This is a genomic window from Myxacorys sp., assembly GCF_059501405.1.
In genome coordinates this window covers 32,599-49,884 of record NZ_JCACCM010000002.1, presented here as the reverse complement: position 1 = coordinate 49,884, position 17,286 = coordinate 32,599, and the positions used below count along the sequence as shown (strand labels likewise).

Sequence of the window (17,286 nt, the reverse complement as noted above, 5' to 3'; positions counted from 1 at the left end):
CTCTCCTCACCTCTTCAATGGATCAAAGTGCGATCGTACTAAACTTAGCCAGCTACACCAGCAGGGAAGCGGACGTCACTTGGAGGCTGTTGACCATCTGGCTGAACGGCTTGCCCTTCAACAAAGGAGCGCAGCATCCACGCCATTTCTTCGTGTTGTTCCATGATGCCAGTAAGGAAGTCTGCGGTTCCCTCATCGTGGAAATCGTCAGAGCACTGATCAATGTGTTGCCGCAAGTTGCGGATAACTTGCTCGTGGTCTTCAACTAGATTCAACACCATTTTCTGAGCAACAGGGACATCTCCACTATGCTCTTTAATAGAGGTGTACTTTAGAAAGTCTTCTGCAGTTCCGATAGGAAAGTTGCCCAAGGCTCGGATACGCTCAGCAACAGCGTCAATTGTTTCGTTCAAGATCGTGTACTGCTCTTCCCAGATTTGATGCAAAGAACGGAATTCGGGCCCAGTAACATCCCAGTGGTACTTCTTCGTCTTAATCAGCAGAAGATTTGCATCTGCTAGATCGCGGTTGAGCAATTCGCAAACGCCTTGGCGTTGCTCATCAGATAGACCAATGTTTAGCTTACGCATTACAATCACATTCTCCAGCGCGGGTTTCTCTACCTACTTCACCAAATTTAGAGTAAAGCAGCATCAATCAAAGGGGAGAAGGATAAGACATCATCTCTTGACTCTTGGATAGATCTAACTTGAAAAGCCTGAAATTTAGAAAGTGGAGTGTTAAGGATCTTAGTTGACAGGACTCACTTTAGCGCGATACAAAAGTCGTTCGCCTTGCTTGTAGCCCGCGTATCTAACGCGCACTAAGTCTCCAGGATTGGCTGTGCCTCCCATCAGCTGATGCTGACGAGAATCATAAGGAAGTTCAGTTCCTACGATCGCTGTAGCTTCGATCTCCCACTGTTGGAGTAGTTGTTCAATTGGGCGCACTAAGGGCAATAGTTTGACGGCTGGGGCTTGAGGGTTTTGTTGAGCAGCATAGGCTGCGGCTGACCATTGCAGAAGCCAAGGTTCTAGCGTTTGGATGCATGATGCTTGAAATTCATTCCAGAGTTCTTGTTTTTGATTCTGAAGCTGAGTTTGCAAGCGTTGATACTCCTGTTGAAGATTGCGTATCTCGGATGAAGTAGCGGACGATGGATGAGCAACATTCATGCTTGGACTGAAGGTGGATAGTAGATCTGCGATCGTAACGTCCAATATTTCTCCCAACTTCATCAGAGTTTCTAGGCGCATTTGCCCAATCTGTCCTGCTCTCAAATGTTTCACCTGCTTTTGGGAGACACTCGCTTGCTGGCTCAATTGCTTAAACGAAGAAATACCCCTCACTTGCATCAATTGCCGGAGTTGAGGGGTATAGTCATAAGTCTTCGATTGATTCATTGAAGCTGACGGAAAAGAGTACTGTTTTCTTTTACCCTGTTCCGCTCACCCTTTTTACTGTTCCAACAAACTTCTCAACATCCACGCTGTCTTTTCATGGATTTGTAGCCGTTGGGTCAGCAAATCTGCGGTTGGTTCATCGCTAGCAGAGTCCGCGATCGGAAATACAGATCTCGCAGTACGAGCAACGGCTTCTTGTCCAGCAACCAGCAGGCGAATCATATCTTCTGCTTTGGGAACACCCGGAGTTTCTTCGATGGAACTTAGTTTTACATACTCGCTGTAGGTTCCGGGAGCGGGAAAGCCAAGAGAGCGGATGCGCTCTGCAATTAAATCGACAGCTAATGCTAACTCTGTGTATTGCGTCTCAAACATGAGGTGCAGAGTTTGAAACATCGGACCTGTGACGTTCCAGTGAAAGTTATGGGTTTTCAGATACAGTGTGTAGGTATCTGCCAACAGGCGGGACAACCCTTCAGCGATTTCCTTGCGCTTCGATTCTTCGATCCCAATATCGATTGTATTCACTTGAGCAACCATTGCTTTCTCCTTATAGCGTGTATCAACCAGTCCTAGAGAATTGCCTTCCCCTTAGACAAAATATCTCAAAGTAGAAAAGTCTTAAACCGGGGATGCGTAAGAAGGGTCGTTTTTTAGGCTAAGTGCCGTTGAAGAACAGATTGAGGGGCACGACGCACACGACACAAAATCGTCTCTTGTCCCAACCGGCTACAGGCCTCATAGCGGTGGCATCCAGAGAAGCCGTAGTACTCACCGTCTACTTCTAGCACGTCGATCGGCTCTTGCAGTCCAACTTCTGCGATCGAGTCCATCAAGGCTGCAACTTTTGCCTGATCATTTTGTCTAAATAGAGGGCGGCGAATTTGCTTGATTGGAATCTCTTGTACTCTCACCATGGCTTCAAGTCTAAGTTGGGTTTGAATTCAGTTTTGTCTCACTTCTAAATCATACTCATTATGAGTACGAGTTGCAACCTATTGTCATAGATTCTAGATGCGTCGAGTTGTTATTTCTGGAGTAAGATCACCTTCACGCGGGTTGCAATTACTGCCAATGCCACTATTGTATTCATGCCTAACTGCCCGGAAAACACCCAGGGATGTAGGAAAGATCTATCAGGCTCTTGCGTCAGGAGGACCCAGTGGTCTCTAACCATCAGACGCACGCTATTGCTGTACGACTTCTCGTTTTCTTTATTTGCCCTTTCTGAAAATAGCGAGGCTTGACTCCCTTGTTTTGGATATCTACCCGCTTTCATCTTTTCTCTAGTATTGCCCTTGCAATCGGCTCTCTCATGGGTGACATCATTCACCCCAAACCAGCAACCGCTCAACAAGACGTACAGCTACAAATTGGCATTGTGCAACGGTTTGGCGAAAAGCAGAAAGATACAATGCAGCTTCAAGCGGCTTCTGGCGATCGCCTAACTCTACGGTTTGAGGTCAACGGCAAGCCCCAAGCACTGACCGCCTCTAATTTAAAGTTAGAAATTGCCAATCAGTCAATTCCTCACCCGGAACTTTACGAGCGAGTTGTGTTTAGCACTCATCGCAGCTTCGAGACGGCAGAAGACCAAGCGCAGCAGTGGAAAGCGCAGGGTATTGAGGTCGAAATGGCACAACCAAATCGATGGGAAGTGTGGGCAAAGCGCAGTACTTACAATACGCCGCTACTTCGGCGACTGTTGGTGCAAAGTCTAGAAGCGAAAGGCGTTAAACAGGTGCGGCTTGACAGCCGAGTACTGACCTCAGTGCCTCGCGTTAGCTGGACGCTCAACGGTCGCCGCTACAGTGCAGATCGGCTGGATATCTCATCTGGTTACGGCAAGGTGTTTGTTGATCGCGATCGCGATGATGTTCCCAAGCGCCTGTATGGAGGAGCATTCCGCATTCAACCTAACGCCTACGGAAATTATTCGCTGGTGAACTTTGTTGGATTAGAAACGTATTTGCGCGGCGTCGTGCCCAATGAGATTGGAGGATGGGCCACTCAATCCGTTCTCGAAGCGCAAGCGATACTTGCCCGAACCTATGTATTGAGAAACTTACGTCGCTTCGTGGCAGATGACTATCAGCTTTGTGCCACCACACAATGTCAAGTTTATTTTGGCTTGGGAACAGCGGCAGATACGACCGATCGCGCGATCGCGGCAACTCGCGGCTTAGTCCTCACCTACCAGAATGAGTTAGTCGATGCGCTCTATTCCTCAACCAGTGGCGGGGTCACGGCCTCGTTTAACGACGTTTGGCGCGGCTGGAATCGGCCTTACTTGACGACCGTTATCGATTCAGCGAATCCCGTGTGGGATCTGAAGACTCGCAGTTTGGCAGATGAAACCAATTTCCGCGCCTTCATTGCCCAAAAGACAGGCTTCAACGAAGATAAAGCGGAGTTGTTTCGGTGGAAATATCCCAGCAGCCTTGAGCAATTGAATCTGGAGCTACACGAGTACCTGAAGAGCGTTCAGCATCCGCTGGCAAATTTTAAGACGATTCGGAATATTCAGGTCACTGAGCGATCGCACGGGGGACGGATTCTCAAAGCATCTATCACAACCGATGCAGGCGTCGTTGAACTTGCAAAAGACGATGTTCTAAATGTCTTCTCCAAACCTGCAAGCACTCTGTTTTACGTCGAACCGATGGTTGATAAAAACCGCGTGCTGAAGGGCTTCACCTTTGTGGGCGGCGGCTTTGGGCATGGAGTCGGTTTGAGCCAGATGGGAACCTACCGTCTAGGGGCAGCAGGCTGGTCGAGTGCAAAAATTCTTAACTTCTATTTTCCTGGCACTCAGTTGCAGCCAATTAATCAATCGATCGCATTGTGGAAGGATCGTTCTTGAAGAGAGACACAAGCTTCACAACTCCAAACCTTCACAATCTCGATAACGGCTCGATAACTGAGGAAGACGGAAACTGCAAAACACTAGGGATAAATGACTACTAGGCGGGATTTGAGCGATTTGATTTCAGTCTCCCTATCCTAAATGCAACAAAACAGAAGCACCAGAGCGGCGCTTCTGCAACCTGCAAAAAACATAGGGGTTTTGAGAATTGCCGCTCCTTAAAATCAGAGCGGCGGCAGTAGCAAGGGGCTACTTCCATCATTGCCAAGCAGAGAGATGAGAAGCGAGAAGCCTCTCTGTTTGGTTAGAAGAATCTAGTACAGTTCTTCTTCCTGATGAGTCAGGATAGTACAGTCGGAAGTTGGGTATGCAACACAGGTCAGCACATACCCTGCTTCGATCTGGTCATCATCTAAGAAGGACTGGTCAGACTGGTCAACTGTACCGGACGTGATCTTACCAGCACAAGTCGAGCAAGCACCCGCGCGGCAGGAGTAGGGCAGGTCAATACCTTGCTCTTCAGCCGCATCAAGAATGTACTCATCTTCGGGCACGTCGATCGTGGTATTTAGCCCTTCGGCTTCGTTAACTAGCGTGACTTTGAAACTAGCCATGCGGTGTGATCCTCTCTATTTGTAGAAACGGCATTGATTGCCTTCTGAAATCGTTGACTTAAGTTTTACCAATACTTGGTTTATACCGTTTGCCAACTTCAATTCTGATACTACGGGAAAATTTAAGAGTTACAACGGTCAATTCGCGCTTTTGTGAATGGGATTCGTAATAAAAACTGCCCATTTAATCTACTTATACTTATAGGACGTGTCGGAAAAGAGAGCTAAGAAGGTAAAAATTGCACAAAAATCATTGAATTAGTTGTTGCCGAAAATGCCTCAACGTCAGACTGCTGCGCTGTTGCAGAGCTTGTTGGACGAATTGGGAAATTAGGGTAGTAACGGGTCGATTAGAAAAGATCAGACTTGTTGGAGATGCAAAACGTTAGCCGTTTTGCAGGATGCAAATTGTCTCCTAGCAAGCTGCAAATTTATCCGTTGCCTCAATCAAAGCACTTAGGATTCCGGCTTCCATCATGGAATGTCCAGCATCAGGAACCACGATAAATTCAGCGTCAGGTAAAGCTTTATGTAAATCCCAGGCAGACGCCATTGGACAGACCACATCGTAGCGACCTTGGATAATGACGATGGGAAGGTGACGGATACGATCGCACCCTTTTAATAACTGGTCATCTACCTCAAAAAAGCCTCGATTGGTAAAGTAGTGACACTCGATTCGCGCAAACGCTTCAGCAAAGGCATCTTCCTCAAAACGGTCTTGTAAATCAGGATCGACCAACAATCGGCTTGTACTTGCCTCCCACACAGACCAAGCTTTCGCGGCACGTTGACGGATTCCTGCATCGTCGCTCGTGAGCCGCTTGTAGTAAGCCGAGACTAAATTCTGTCGTTCTGCTTCAGGAATCGGCGCAAGATATGATTCCCACGCATCAGGAAAAATCCAGCTTGCGCCTTCTTGGTAGAACCAGAGAATTTCTTTACGCCGAAGTAGAAAGATGCCGCGCAAGATTAAGCCCAAGCATCGATCGCTGTGCGTTTGAGCATAGGCCAAGGACAGAGTACTGCCCCAACTGCCGCCGAATACGACCCACTGATCAACGCCGAGATGCGATCGCAGTTTCTCAATATCGCTCACCAAATCCCATGTCGTATTCTCTCGCAGTTCGGCATGGGGCGTACTGTTGCCAGCACCACGCTGATCAAACAAGATAATTCGCCATTGGCTCGGGTCAAAATACTGTCGGTATTCAGGAATCGTTCCACCACCTGGGCCACCATGCAGAAAGACAACCGGTTTTCCGTTCGGATTGCCTGACTGCTCGTAATAGAGGGTGTGAATCTCCGAGACGGGAAGCATCCCAGTTTGATAGGGTGCGATCGCGGGATAAAGCTTACGCATAGCATTAGCGTTGCTGTAAACTGCGAGGATCGAGCGCATCGCGCAAGCCATCGCCTAGAAGATTAAATGCCAATACAGTCAGGATAATCAGCAAAGCGGGGGGCCAAATCAACCACGGTTGCAAAACTAAAATTGATGCATTTGTGGCAAGAGACAGCATGTTGCCCCACGATGGATCAGGCTGCTGAATGCCCAATCCAATTAAGCTCAGAACGGACTCCGCGACGATAAAGCTCGGTATTCTTAGCGTGGCGGAAATAATGACATACGTTGCCGTCTGAGGCAGCACATGGCGCAGAATAATGTACAACGGCTTGCCACCCATTGCCCGTGACGCTTGCACAAATTCTTGCTCTTTAATTGACAGCACCTGACCGCGGATCACGCGTGCCAAGCTAGCCCAACTGATAAAGGAAGTAATCAAGATAATCAGCAGAAATCGCTGAGCGCTGGACAACCCGGGTGGCAGTACGGCGGCTAAAGCAACGAGCAGATAAATGTCAGGAATCGTCATCAGCACTTCGACAAAGCGCATGAGTCCCGCATCTAGCCCGCCACCAAAATAGCCGGAAATCCCGCCTACTAGCATGCCTAGAGGGAACGAGAGCGCAATCCCGACTAAACCAATACTGAGACTAATTCTGCCGCCAAAAAGCAATCGGCTGAACTGATCCCGCGCTTGCTCATCGGTTCCAAGAAGGTTCCATCTAGCAGGGCCGATTGTGCCAAACAGGTGGAGATTGCTAGGAATACCAGGAAGAATCTCTATCTCCTCAAATCTTGGATCAGTGAGAGAAAGTTGCGTTGGCAGCGGCAGGCGCAGTTGAAGAATACGGTACGGATCGCCTTGCACAAAGAGTCGGATTGGCGATGGTTTTGAGCGATCGACAATCAGATTTCGTTCCCCCGTCTCGACGTTGATTGGGCCTTGAATAGTGGGATATGCATGGGGACCAACAAACTCGCCATTCTGATTTGTCCAGTAAATCTCGGTGGGCGGCAAGAGCGCTCCATCGATTTGAGATTCGTAGGGATCATAGGGCGCGACAAATTCAGCCCCAATCACCGCAAGATAGAACACCAGCAGAAGTAGCGCACCACAGCGGGCTAATGGATTTTTCTTGAGCTTTTGCCACCAGTTCATAAGGCGTACGCGATGTGGGGTAGAGAGCGATTAACGTTCTTGACCAACAACCGAAATCTTTTGGTCTTCGTCGTCTGACTCGGTTGATAAGATGGGTTCAAGGATACTATTTTCTACGATTTCCGAGAAGATCGAACCCGATTGAGGCGGCAAACTAGGATTAAGAATGATATCTAGTATGGTTCTTATCACACTGGTTAGGGGAATCGCCAAAATCACGCCGAGCAGTCCGGCGACCCTAGCTCCAAACAGCAGCGACGCCAGAATAATCACGGGGCTTAAGCCCGTAAGATTGCCCAAAATTCGCGGCGCGATGAAATTGTCTTTGATTTGTTGCAGCGCGATCGCTGTCCCCAACACTTGAAGTGCCAACCACCAGTCAATAAACGCGACGACAACACACACCGTCGCAATGCCCAGCGTCGCTCCCACAAAGGGAATAACTTCTAGGACACCAATGAACACGGCAAATACGAGGAAGAACGGCACCCTAAGCCACCAGAACGCAACCGATAGCGTCGTTGCCATAAATAGCCCTAACAGCAGTTGCCCCGAGGCAAATCGCTGTAAGCTATCCCGCAGGGAGGCTGTAAGACTGTCTCGAATCGGGTCAGAGAAGATGCTGGTTAGCCCATTCCAAAGTTTGCCGCCATCGAGTACAAAATAGAACGAAATCACCAGAATCAAAATTAAGTCCAGCACCCAGTTGAACGTACCAACGACTAATCCGATTCCAGTTGATGCGATCGCCTGTACCTGCCCTTGAACCTGAGCTGAAAGCTGCTGTTCTAAAAACGACAGATCAATCCCTAATCGCCGCGAGTCGCTCCAATCTTGGAGGTCGGTTAACTGCTGCTGGCCCGATCCAATCAGGTTGGGTAGATTCGTAATCAGCTGTTGAGCTTGGTGAAGAATGGGCGGCGCGATCGTCAGCCCAGCGACAACCAACGCCACTCCGGCAAGAAGATAGACGATCGCGGCGGCAAGCGGTCTTGGAAGAACTTGCTGCAACCGCACTACAGGGTAGTTCAACACAAACGCGACTAGCCCCGCCGTTACCAGAACGCTGAGTAATTCGCCAAAATAGGTAAGCGCGTTCAGCGTCAACCAACCCGTGACGAGAATCAGCAGCCAGGTAATGAGAAACTGTTGAATTGGAGAGAAAAAACGATCCATAATTAAAGACTGAACGAGGATCGAGAGCCAAATTTGTCTTTACATCCTATCGCTTTTGCGTTCGATGAAATGGTGACGCGTTCTCGAACCCAGTGCTGCTCTCTAGTCGTCCAATGGTTCGTGTTCAACCACAAACACATTCGAGTACAAATTTGCAACAATTTGTTTACCCTGCTGGGTCAACGATAAGTAGTACAGCGCGTCTTTAATGTAGGGATAAACGCCATGCCAGTAGAACTTTGGATAGTTTTTGCGTAAATCTCCCGGATGACGATAGCCTAACGCCCTATTTACGCCTGTCTCTTCAAATTCATAGTAGAGCGCACTGATCTTTTTTAGGTAACGTGGATCGCTGAGTTGCCCAATCAAATCGGACGCCCGAATCAGACCCGGATAGTGGGTGGTGTTCTGATGGTCTTCGGCAGCTGGAACCGGAAACCGAGTCAGTTCAATGTTATATTTCACCACTTCAGCATCGATCAGCTTATGCCCGCCAAAGCGCTCATCCACAAACAGTTTGGCGCGATCAACATGGTAGGGCGTGAGAGCCGCATCCGAAGATCCGGGAGGCAGCGACACCATTTTGCGATCGCGCCCGGTGGCATACATTCCCTTTTGATCTTGACGACATACTCCTTTGACATAGCCAATGTCATGACAGACCAGCGCAATCACAAAGTGCAGCCAATCTTCACATGACACTCCTCCTTCCCGAATATGTCGTCCTCGAAGGATTTCTTGTCCGACCAGCGTTACTAAGATGGAATGCTCTACGTTGTGATAGAGGGCATCGCTGTTAGCAATATTTTCCATTGCCATCGATCCAACCCAGCCAATAATGTCTTCATAATCGGACTTCCAGCCACCGTATGTACGGTGATAGCCTTCTTTGAGTTTGCAGACAAAATCGTCGATTAGAAGCTCGGTTGCGTTAAACATGGGGGCGCTCAAAAGTTGCAATGCAGGCAATTTGACTTATTTTTCCCCAAATTTTCAAAAATTCTTGCTCACAAAGATCCTTGCTCAAAATAGGGAACAGCCCAAGCAGGAGATTGAGTATCTGTAATTCCAAAAGGGGCAGGGCCACAGATTCAGGAAATTCGCGTTTAGGAAGGACAGTGCATGGAAGCGGGACCAGCGATCGCCACTTTGGACGTTTCAGTAAGGGGTTTTCTTAAACCTAGAAGCCCCTTTCCCAGAGAGAGAACATGAACCTATTCTCTTGTCCCCTTTAATTTGTTTTAGAAATAAATCCTTATAGAGTTATTCTCTAATGAGGATTTTTAATTGTGAATTTGCCTTACTTGATATTTTAATTTTAAGAAAGTATTAAGTTTAAGTATGAGACCGCTTTTAAGGCCAATAGAGTTTGATGAGCGGTTGTAAACTCTCTGCTCTGTTCTATCTAAAAGTCGCTATAATACTTGTCACATGCGGGTATAGTTTAGTGGCAAAATGAGACCTTCCCAAGGTTTAGTTGCGGGTTCGATTCCCGCTACCCGCTTCGTCAAACAAGCCTCCTGATAACAGTATCAGGAGGCTTGTTGCATATCCAATAATTGTAGAGAACGTATTCCACAGCGATTACCGACTATGACTGAACGCTCTTAAACGTTCTCAAATGTGATGGTTATGACCGCATCGTTAAAGTCGAGATCGCCACCAGCATACAGATCCTCAATACTAAAGCTAGTACTTCCGGCGGCAGTTGTACCTGCGCCAATAAAGTGATCAAACTGATCTGCGTTTGCAGCGACGAAGTTGGAGTAGATATTGGGATTTTTGCCATTGAGGGCGTCATCTACTGTTGCATCCGCAATCAGATAGGTCGCGTAGACTCCACCTCCCGTCAGATCTGCCGCTACATCTCCCGCTCTCGCGCTAAAGGTAACGCCATCTGCCTGCGATCGCCGGACGATTGCCAAACCATAGCCTGCATCTCCTGGCTTATAGGACGTTCCATCACTCGGATCGATTACTGTTCCAAGCGCGTCTTCGATGCGGTACAAGCCCACCGTATTGTTGTAGTTAGCTGTGATGCTCTGGGTATTGATCAAGCTTCTAACCTGACCCGTGCGATCGCGCAGATCAAGCACTTGGTCTTGGGGTGCAGCAGGCAAATTAATGGGCGGAGTCTCAAATGTCGCTGTCAAAATCGCATCGTTAAAGTCGAGATCGCCGCCGCCAAACAGATCCTCCACCACGATTTTGCCATCTTCGGTTGTGCGCCAATGGTCAAACCCACCGTCCGAGTTAGCTGCCGTGAAGTTGAAGTAAGCGTTTACGTCACCCCCTTGCAGAACGCTCTCGGCAGTATTGTTGGCAACGATATAGGGCGCATAGAGCGCTCCCCCTTGAAGCGCAACCGGGACATTTCCTGCCCTTGGATCAAACGTAATGCCATCACCAGCGGTTTGCGATCGCCGCACGGCTGCCTGACTGTATCCAGCATCCCCAGGCGCATAAGAGGTTCCACTGCTTGGATCGATGACTGTACCTAGAGTATCCTCCACTCGGTAAATACCGACGGTGTTGTTGTAATCTGCAGTAATGGTCGTGGTATTAAAGAGTCCTCGAACGAGTCCCGTTAAAGATCGCAGGTCAAACACTTGGTCTTGAGGAGCGGCAGGAAGGCTTGCGCTTGATGCACCGCTGGGAGGGGTTGGAGGCGGGGTAAGGGGCCTGGGAGTTGTATCTAATACGGTAGTCTGATTTTGAAGAATGTCGGTGGTTAGGCCCGCAGATGACGAGCTAGAAATGGATTCACCCATAACCATGGTGATAACTCCCTGAGAAATGTACAACAGTCTTTGTCTTCTACGTGCAATATCAAAGATCGGTCGCTCATTGCACCAGCAGTGCGACCGGATTCACCCTTAATAGATAGTAAATCAAACGAAAGCTAAAATAATTTTGTACAACGTAAAAATACTGAATTAAGAAATAAAAATTGCTACATAAATAATTTCTTCAATACGGAAAACTTCATTAAAGGAAGCGCTAAAAAAACTCAGTATCACAGTGAAAATAAGCAATACACAATAATGAACTGAATCCAAACATCTTTGTTTCATTGAGCACAAAGATAATTAATTATAAAAATTTTTAACTGAATTAATGAATACAGATTAATTCTACATAATGTTCACATTTCACGTATCGCATTTCACTTAGATGAGTGATGTTTACACTAAGGGCAAAGTTGTAATCAATACTCAGTTTTTGCTGCTTAACGAAACGCTTAGAATCATTGTTTTGGTTCTCTTGAGACACACTATGGTGTCACCTTCAGCTATCTAGAAATCTATAATTAATCAATCTAAAACTGTTTAGCGATAAGCAAATCAACTAAAAGATGCCACTATCAGATCAGTCGGTAAGGGCATGAAGTGTCCTTACGACCTGTCGCGCTAATGAACAGAGTTGCTATTAAATCAGCGATCGCTTCAAAATGGCAAACGTATCTAAACTTATACGAGAAGTGAAGCTGAGAAAAATAGCGTTACTGCGATCGCTTAGGAATTACCGTTATTTTTCGGTCGATTTAAGGCTCTACACTTCTCCTGAGCCGCTTCAAACGCTTCGAGATAAGCTTTACCACCCAACATGACATCGCCATAGTACTCATAAGGCATGGAGCCATAGATCGGGAGCGGATCGTCTTCAGGATAATCTTCCTTTGCTTCCTCGATCGCTGCTTTCAACTTCTTGGCAGTTAGCTGTTGTGCCGCAAAATAATAAAGTTCTTCCGGCTTGCGATTTAAGGAAGAAAAACTTGGATCAATAATGCGTGTCGTTTCTGTACCGTTCTGAGACTCGCTAAGTTCTAACCAGCTATGCTCAATGGGTTTATGAGGCGCACCTGCAAACACCAAAAAACCTTGAACATATTGTGCGCCTTCGACTAGCGCAACTGCCTTTGCAGTATTCTCAAAACTGGCTTTCGCTTTGCTTTTGAGACGATTTGCAATCTCAATTGATCGCTCAGCATCCAACAACTTGTCCATTACAGAAAATTATTTTTGGCACTATCCTATCCATTGTAGGGATGAATCCGTAATTCGTAATCAGAATTATCCAATTACGAATTACGAACGAATGAACCATTACGCAGCAAAGTACGAGGCGACGGCTTCCGATCCGCCGATTAATTTGCCATCGATGAACACTTGAGGAACGGTGGTTGCACCTGTCATCGCTTTTAGCGATCGCAAGGTGACGTTCTGACCCAGCACAATTTCTTCGTAATCCAAGCCGTTCTCGCTCAGCGTCTGCTTCGCGTTGGCACAGAACGGACAGCCTACTTTCGTAAACAGCGATACGGTTTTGGGCTTTTCTGCATGAGCGTTGATGTAGTTCAACATCGTGTCTGCATCAGATACTTTGAACGGATCGCCCGGTTCATCGGGTTCGATAAACATCTTTTCAATCGTGCCATCTTTCACCAGCATCGAGTAGCGCCACGATCGCTTACCAAATCCTAGATCCGTCTTGTCAACGAGCATTCCCATGCCTTCGGTAAACTCGCCATTCCCATCGGGAAGTAGCCGAATATGATCAGCGCGCTGATCTTTTGCCCATTCGTTCATCACAAACGTATCATTAACAGAAATGCAAACGATCTCATCAACACCATTGTCCTTAAACACTTTTGCAAGATCGTTGTATCCAGGAACATGAGTTGAAGAACACGTTGGCGTAAATGCTCCAGGCAATGCGAAAACGACTACAGTTTTACCAGCAAAAATATCGTCAGTGGTGATGTTGACCCACTGATTATTTTCACGGGCGCGAAAGGTAACGCTAGGAACTTTTTGCCCTTCTCGATTGGCAAGCATAAATGAGTCTCCTGTTAATTAAACCCTCTAAGCGTATTCGGAACGAGTACGAGTTGTCAACTAAGAACTTTCTAGCGCTTACAAAGCAACTTCTTTGAGCATCGCGTGCTAATTGCACAGACTTCGGCACTCTCTATGACATTCTTTGAAATAGTAAATGCTTCTTGATTAGTCGTCTAACGCTGCAAACGCATACTTATTTTCAGGCCGCTCAACTTTTGTAGCGGCTGTCAGTTTCTGAAGAAATTCTTCTGCTAACGTTGAAAATGCTTTTGCCCCTGCCGTTCCTGGGTTGCTCAGCACAACAGGCGTGAAGGCATCAACTGCCCTTGCAACATTGACATCTACTGGAATGCGTGTCTTGAATAATTTCGCTTCGCTGAAATCTTCATTGAGCCGCTTCATCACTTGCCCATGATAGCGGCTTGAGAACAGGTTGCCAGAGAGCGTAAACGCAATGCCTAAAAGCTCGATCGCTAAGGGTCCTGCTTCTGTCCGATGAAGCTCTCTTAACTTTGAAATCCGGCGTTCTAAAAGCTGGATTCCGATGAGCGACAGCGGCTCTGGGCGAGCTGGAATAAAATAGAAATCGCTGGCTAATAATCCGCTTCGAGTAATGAGGTTATACCCAGGAGCGCAATCTAAAATGATCAGGTCGTAGTCTTTGACGATCGGTTGCAAGAGCTTACGAATCAAATTCTTCTCAAAATCGTTCCACACTTGCTCAAAGTCTGCAACTCCTGTCTGAACGGCAGTCCGGTGCAGCATGTCAGAGACGAGAAACTCATCGTATAGCTCAATATCTCCTGGCAACAAATCTAAGCCTTTGACGTTAGAGATATAGGCACGAATCGCTTCGGGTACAACCGTTGGCAATTCTTTGTCAGATAAAATTGCTCGTTTGACTAAGTTTCTTAAGGTACGTTTGTCACCACGAACTTTAGCGAAATCAGCAGGCGTCATGAGGCTCAGTGTTGCGCTGATTTGAGTATCTAGATCAACAATGAGAACGCGCTTTTGGTGATGCTTGGCAAGGCAAGTAGCAAGATTGACCGTCAGCGTGGTTTTGCCAACACCGCCTTTCATGTTTGCAGTTGCGATGATGTGAGCCATGCGTTGCGCCTCCTGAGTCGTGATGCCTCTCCGAACGAGACTATATCATCTGGCACATCATAATATGAATTTGCAACCCAAGGTGAGAAAGGCATTTGAATTAAATAGCATTTTCTAAAAATAAAAATAGTTATTTTTTAAGGAGAGCTAACTATGTTCAAGCTTTCGCTTTCGACGTCTCGACCAATAGCTACGGATCTTACATACTTAGCTATGACTACCGAGCGATCGCGACTCGCTTTGTGAGTGAACGATAAAGCTTTCTCTACAGAATTAAAGCTTTTCCCAAAACTCATCCCTCTCTTGTAGAACCACTGAACCTTCAACGTCGATCAAGCAAGACAAGTGAGAAAGTAGTGCGCTTGATATCGCTAAATCATTCCTCTGAAGTGGCGCTTTTCGCTGATCTCGGCTCTCGCTCGATGCATCTCTAATACCCTCCTGTGACCGCTATGCCAGTTTCAGCAAATCCTGCTCGATTTAAGTTTTTAGGTTCTATCACTCTCAGTAGCAGTGAGTCAGATGTCGAACACAAAGTCATCATTCCGCTTCTACAAGCTCTCGGCTATCACGATGGGGACTGGAAAACGCAGGTAACGATCGGCAAAGTCAAGCTAGATTTTTTGGTACAGTCGCATCCTTCCACGCTTCATGCTTTGCCGTACTTAGTGATTGAAGCAAAATCTCCTAGAAAAGATCTCTCTCGAAATCTTTGGCAGTTGAAGAGCTACTTGCGGGAAACGGGCGCAGCGTTGGGGTTATTAACGAACGGCTATCAGTTTCACTTGCTCTATCACTATGATGGAGAAATTAGCGCGATCGCTTCATATTCTAAAGAAACGCTGATCGAAAATTTTTCGTTGTTCTACATACTCTGCAGTAAAGAAACTTGCCTAAAATTTGGTGATGCGATTCATCAAAGTCAGCAGCAAGTTCACTCTAATTTTCTAAGTCACATTGCAACTGCTTTTGAGAACCAAGACATGTTTGAACTATTTAAAAGAAGAAATCCTTCTGGCGCAGCAGTTAGCCCAGAGCGTAACTTTAAAGAAACCACACCCGCCAGATCTCCGATCGAGCGAGAGACCGCATCTCCATCTAGCGATCGTGTGCAAAGGAAAGGCATGGTGATCACGGTCTTCAACAACAAGGGTGGCGTTGGTAAAACGACAATGACGATTAACCTTGCTGCCGCTCTAAGCAAGCTAGGTAAACGGGTTCTTTTGATTGACGTTGACGCACAAGCAAATTTGACAATGGGGTTAGGAATTGATCCTCTAGAAGATGTTGAGGATCAGGGCAAAAAAGATATTGTTCATCTATTAACTGAGTCGAGAACTCTTCTACCTAGTACGATCATCTCCAAGACTTGGGGAGATGTTGAATTAGATATTGTTCCCTCTAATATTCGCCTGATTAAGGAAGAAGCTTTTCTGATTCAGGCGGTAGACGGTGAATATGCTCTAAGAAAAAAACTAAGAGATTATCGACACGACTATGACTATATATTTATTGACCCGCCTCCATCTTTCGGCAAATTCAACGAGATTGCTTTGATGGCAGCCTCAGCGATTTTGATTCCGACTCAATTAGCTCCCTATCCAATTCGGGCACTGGAATTTGTGATTGGCAGAGCGATAGAAGTGCAGCGAGATAATCCTCTACCAATATTGGGGATTGCCGTCAGTATGTACGACAAAAAAGTGAAAATTTTACATCGACAAATGGCTGAAAAAATCAAAGAGATTGTAAGGGGTTTTCCTACTTATGGAAATATTGGTTTGTTTCCTGAAGAAACCTGGATACCCCAACTTAAAATTGTGTCTTCTATACCTGAAAAAGGCTATCCGCTTTGCTATGCAGAGTTTGATTCTTCTTTAATCAGAGCAGATAAGGAAGCCGCTCAAGATGCGTTTAATTGCTACTTGAAAATGGCTCAACATTTGGTACTACTAATGGAACAAGGAAACTAATCTATGGATTTTACTAGGCGACAACAACAGATTATTGATAGGTTACGTCCGAAACCTGTTCATCATGGTCAATTGGAAACGATATTGATCGCTGTTCCAAATTTAAGCCCTGAAGATATTTCACCTGAGCGATGGCAAGTTCTCAAAGATAGCCTTGTCCAAGAAGGTAGCAATTTGATTCCTCTAGTTGTGCGTCGCACTGAAGCTTACGCCGATGAAGACTATGAGGTCATTTATGGAGCAGATTGGTGTCTGGTTGCGAGAGAACTAGACATTGCGAGATTATGGGTTTGGGTGTTTGATCTCGATGATGAACAGGCTGCTGTTACTAGGTTAGAGATGGAGTTGTTACTCGGTAATTCGGCAATTTCCACATCGTCGCCTGACGAAATTCAGCAGTTAAGTACTTTGATACAACGATCGGAGCAGTCGCTTGATAGGAAGATACGCCAACAATTTAACAGTTTGTTGCAACACCTAGAGCAGTCATTTGAGGAAAGAATTACTCAGCAGATAGATGTCTTGTTTGAGCGTCTAGAGCAATCACTTGAGCAGAAGATTAGTCACCATTCTGAGACAGTGAATAGCGCGATCGCCGAACTCAAGCAAACTTTTACCGAACAGAGTAGTTCTCGCCGAAAAGTAGCAACATCGAGCGAGAGTCGATATAGCAAAATGAAAGTTGCTGAGCTTCGACAGCTTGCTAAGGAACGTCAGTTAAACCCACCTTCACGCCTACTCAAGCAGGAACTCATCGATTTGCTAGATAACGCTGATCAATCCCTGGTTAGCTAAG

The 17,286-nt window shown here is 46.6% G+C and carries 16 protein-coding genes and 1 tRNA gene; 4 read left to right on the top strand and 13 right to left on the bottom strand.

Annotated elements, in window-relative coordinates:
• Positions 1 to 44 precede the first annotated feature (44 nt).
• The 4 genes from AC5I6P_RS00310 to AC5I6P_RS00295 all read right to left on the bottom strand — a co-directional run bounded on the left by AC5I6P_RS00310 (position 45) and on the right by AC5I6P_RS00295 (position 2,320).
• Positions 45 to 590 (bottom strand): Dps family protein, encoded by a 546-nt coding sequence (locus AC5I6P_RS00310; RefSeq protein ID WP_495691759.1) that lies wholly within the window; start codon positions 588 to 590, stop codon positions 45 to 47.
• 159 nt (positions 591 to 749) lie between these two features.
• On the bottom strand, positions 750 to 1,403 hold the full coding sequence (locus AC5I6P_RS00305) for a helix-turn-helix domain-containing protein (RefSeq protein WP_495691758.1): 654 nt from the start codon (positions 1,401 to 1,403) through the stop codon (positions 750 to 752).
• Between the two features lie 54 nt (positions 1,404 to 1,457).
• Positions 1,458 to 1,943 carry a Dps family protein gene (locus tag AC5I6P_RS00300; RefSeq protein ID WP_495691757.1) on the bottom strand — a complete coding sequence of 162 codons (486 nt, stop codon included), beginning with the start codon at positions 1,941 to 1,943 and terminating at the stop codon, positions 1,458 to 1,460.
• Positions 1,944 to 2,056: 113 nt separating this feature from the next.
• On the bottom strand, positions 2,057 to 2,320 hold the full coding sequence (locus AC5I6P_RS00295) for a ParB N-terminal domain-containing protein (RefSeq protein WP_495691756.1): 264 nt from the start codon (positions 2,318 to 2,320) through the stop codon (positions 2,057 to 2,059).
• A gap of 398 nt (positions 2,321 to 2,718) precedes the next feature.
• Between AC5I6P_RS00295 and AC5I6P_RS00290 the strand changes: the two genes are divergently transcribed.
• Complete coding sequence (locus tag AC5I6P_RS00290; RefSeq protein ID WP_495691755.1) at positions 2,719 to 4,266, top strand: SpoIID/LytB domain-containing protein; 1,548 nt, start codon at positions 2,719 to 2,721, stop codon at positions 4,264 to 4,266.
• A gap of 317 nt (positions 4,267 to 4,583) precedes the next feature.
• Here the strand turns inward: AC5I6P_RS00290 and AC5I6P_RS00285 are convergent, their stop codons facing one another.
• The 5 genes from AC5I6P_RS00285 to AC5I6P_RS00265 all read right to left on the bottom strand — a co-directional run bounded on the left by AC5I6P_RS00285 (position 4,584) and on the right by AC5I6P_RS00265 (position 9,505).
• Positions 4,584 to 4,883: a ferredoxin gene (locus tag AC5I6P_RS00285; protein ID WP_495691754.1), complete on the bottom strand. Its 300-nt coding sequence runs from the start codon at positions 4,881 to 4,883 to the stop codon at positions 4,584 to 4,586.
• 415 nt (positions 4,884 to 5,298) lie between these two features.
• Positions 5,299 to 6,246, bottom strand: a complete 948-nt coding sequence (gene pip, locus AC5I6P_RS00280) for a prolyl aminopeptidase (protein WP_495691753.1) — start codon at positions 6,244 to 6,246, stop codon at positions 5,299 to 5,301.
• A 4-nt stretch (positions 6,247 to 6,250) separates the two neighbouring features.
• Entirely contained in the window at positions 6,251 to 7,390 is a 1,140-nt protein-coding gene (locus AC5I6P_RS00275; RefSeq protein WP_495691752.1) for an ABC transporter permease, read from the bottom strand.
• A 30-nt stretch (positions 7,391 to 7,420) separates the two neighbouring features.
• Positions 7,421 to 8,566: an AI-2E family transporter gene (locus AC5I6P_RS00270; protein WP_495691751.1), complete on the bottom strand. Its 1,146-nt coding sequence runs from the start codon at positions 8,564 to 8,566 to the stop codon at positions 7,421 to 7,423.
• A gap of 102 nt (positions 8,567 to 8,668) precedes the next feature.
• Positions 8,669 to 9,505 (bottom strand): Npun_R2479 family HD domain-containing metalloprotein, encoded by an 837-nt coding sequence (locus AC5I6P_RS00265; protein WP_495691750.1) that lies wholly within the window; start codon positions 9,503 to 9,505, stop codon positions 8,669 to 8,671.
• A 494-nt stretch (positions 9,506 to 9,999) separates the two neighbouring features.
• Here AC5I6P_RS00265 and AC5I6P_RS00260 point away from each other — a divergent pair.
• Positions 10,000 to 10,070: transfer RNA gene (locus AC5I6P_RS00260), tRNA-Gly, on the top strand.
• A gap of 103 nt (positions 10,071 to 10,173) precedes the next feature.
• Here AC5I6P_RS00260 and AC5I6P_RS00255 read toward each other — a convergent pair.
• The 4 genes from AC5I6P_RS00255 to AC5I6P_RS00240 all read right to left on the bottom strand — a co-directional run bounded on the left by AC5I6P_RS00255 (position 10,174) and on the right by AC5I6P_RS00240 (position 14,517).
• A complete protein-coding gene (locus AC5I6P_RS00255) occupies positions 10,174 to 11,343 on the bottom strand; it encodes a DUF4114 domain-containing protein (RefSeq protein ID WP_495691749.1) in 1,170 nt (389 codons plus the stop codon).
• Between the two features lie 738 nt (positions 11,344 to 12,081).
• Complete coding sequence (locus tag AC5I6P_RS00250) at positions 12,082 to 12,573, bottom strand: hypothetical protein (RefSeq protein WP_495691748.1); 492 nt, start codon at positions 12,571 to 12,573, stop codon at positions 12,082 to 12,084.
• 99 nt (positions 12,574 to 12,672) lie between these two features.
• Complete coding sequence (locus AC5I6P_RS00245; RefSeq protein WP_495691747.1) at positions 12,673 to 13,404, bottom strand: glutathione peroxidase; 732 nt, start codon at positions 13,402 to 13,404, stop codon at positions 12,673 to 12,675.
• 168 nt (positions 13,405 to 13,572) lie between these two features.
• Positions 13,573 to 14,517, bottom strand: coding sequence for a ParA family protein (locus AC5I6P_RS00240; RefSeq protein ID WP_495691746.1), 945 nt, complete (start codon positions 14,515 to 14,517; stop codon positions 13,573 to 13,575).
• 452 nt (positions 14,518 to 14,969) lie between these two features.
• Here AC5I6P_RS00240 and AC5I6P_RS00235 point away from each other — a divergent pair, with 452 nt between their 5' ends.
• On the top strand, positions 14,970 to 16,490 hold the full coding sequence (locus AC5I6P_RS00235) for an AAA family ATPase (protein WP_495691745.1): 1,521 nt from the start codon (positions 14,970 to 14,972) through the stop codon (positions 16,488 to 16,490).
• Between the two features lie 3 nt (positions 16,491 to 16,493).
• Positions 16,494 to 17,285 carry an SAP domain-containing protein gene (locus AC5I6P_RS00230; RefSeq protein WP_495691744.1) on the top strand — a complete coding sequence of 264 codons (792 nt, stop codon included), beginning with the start codon at positions 16,494 to 16,496 and terminating at the stop codon, positions 17,283 to 17,285.
• Position 17,286 lies beyond the last annotated feature (1 nt).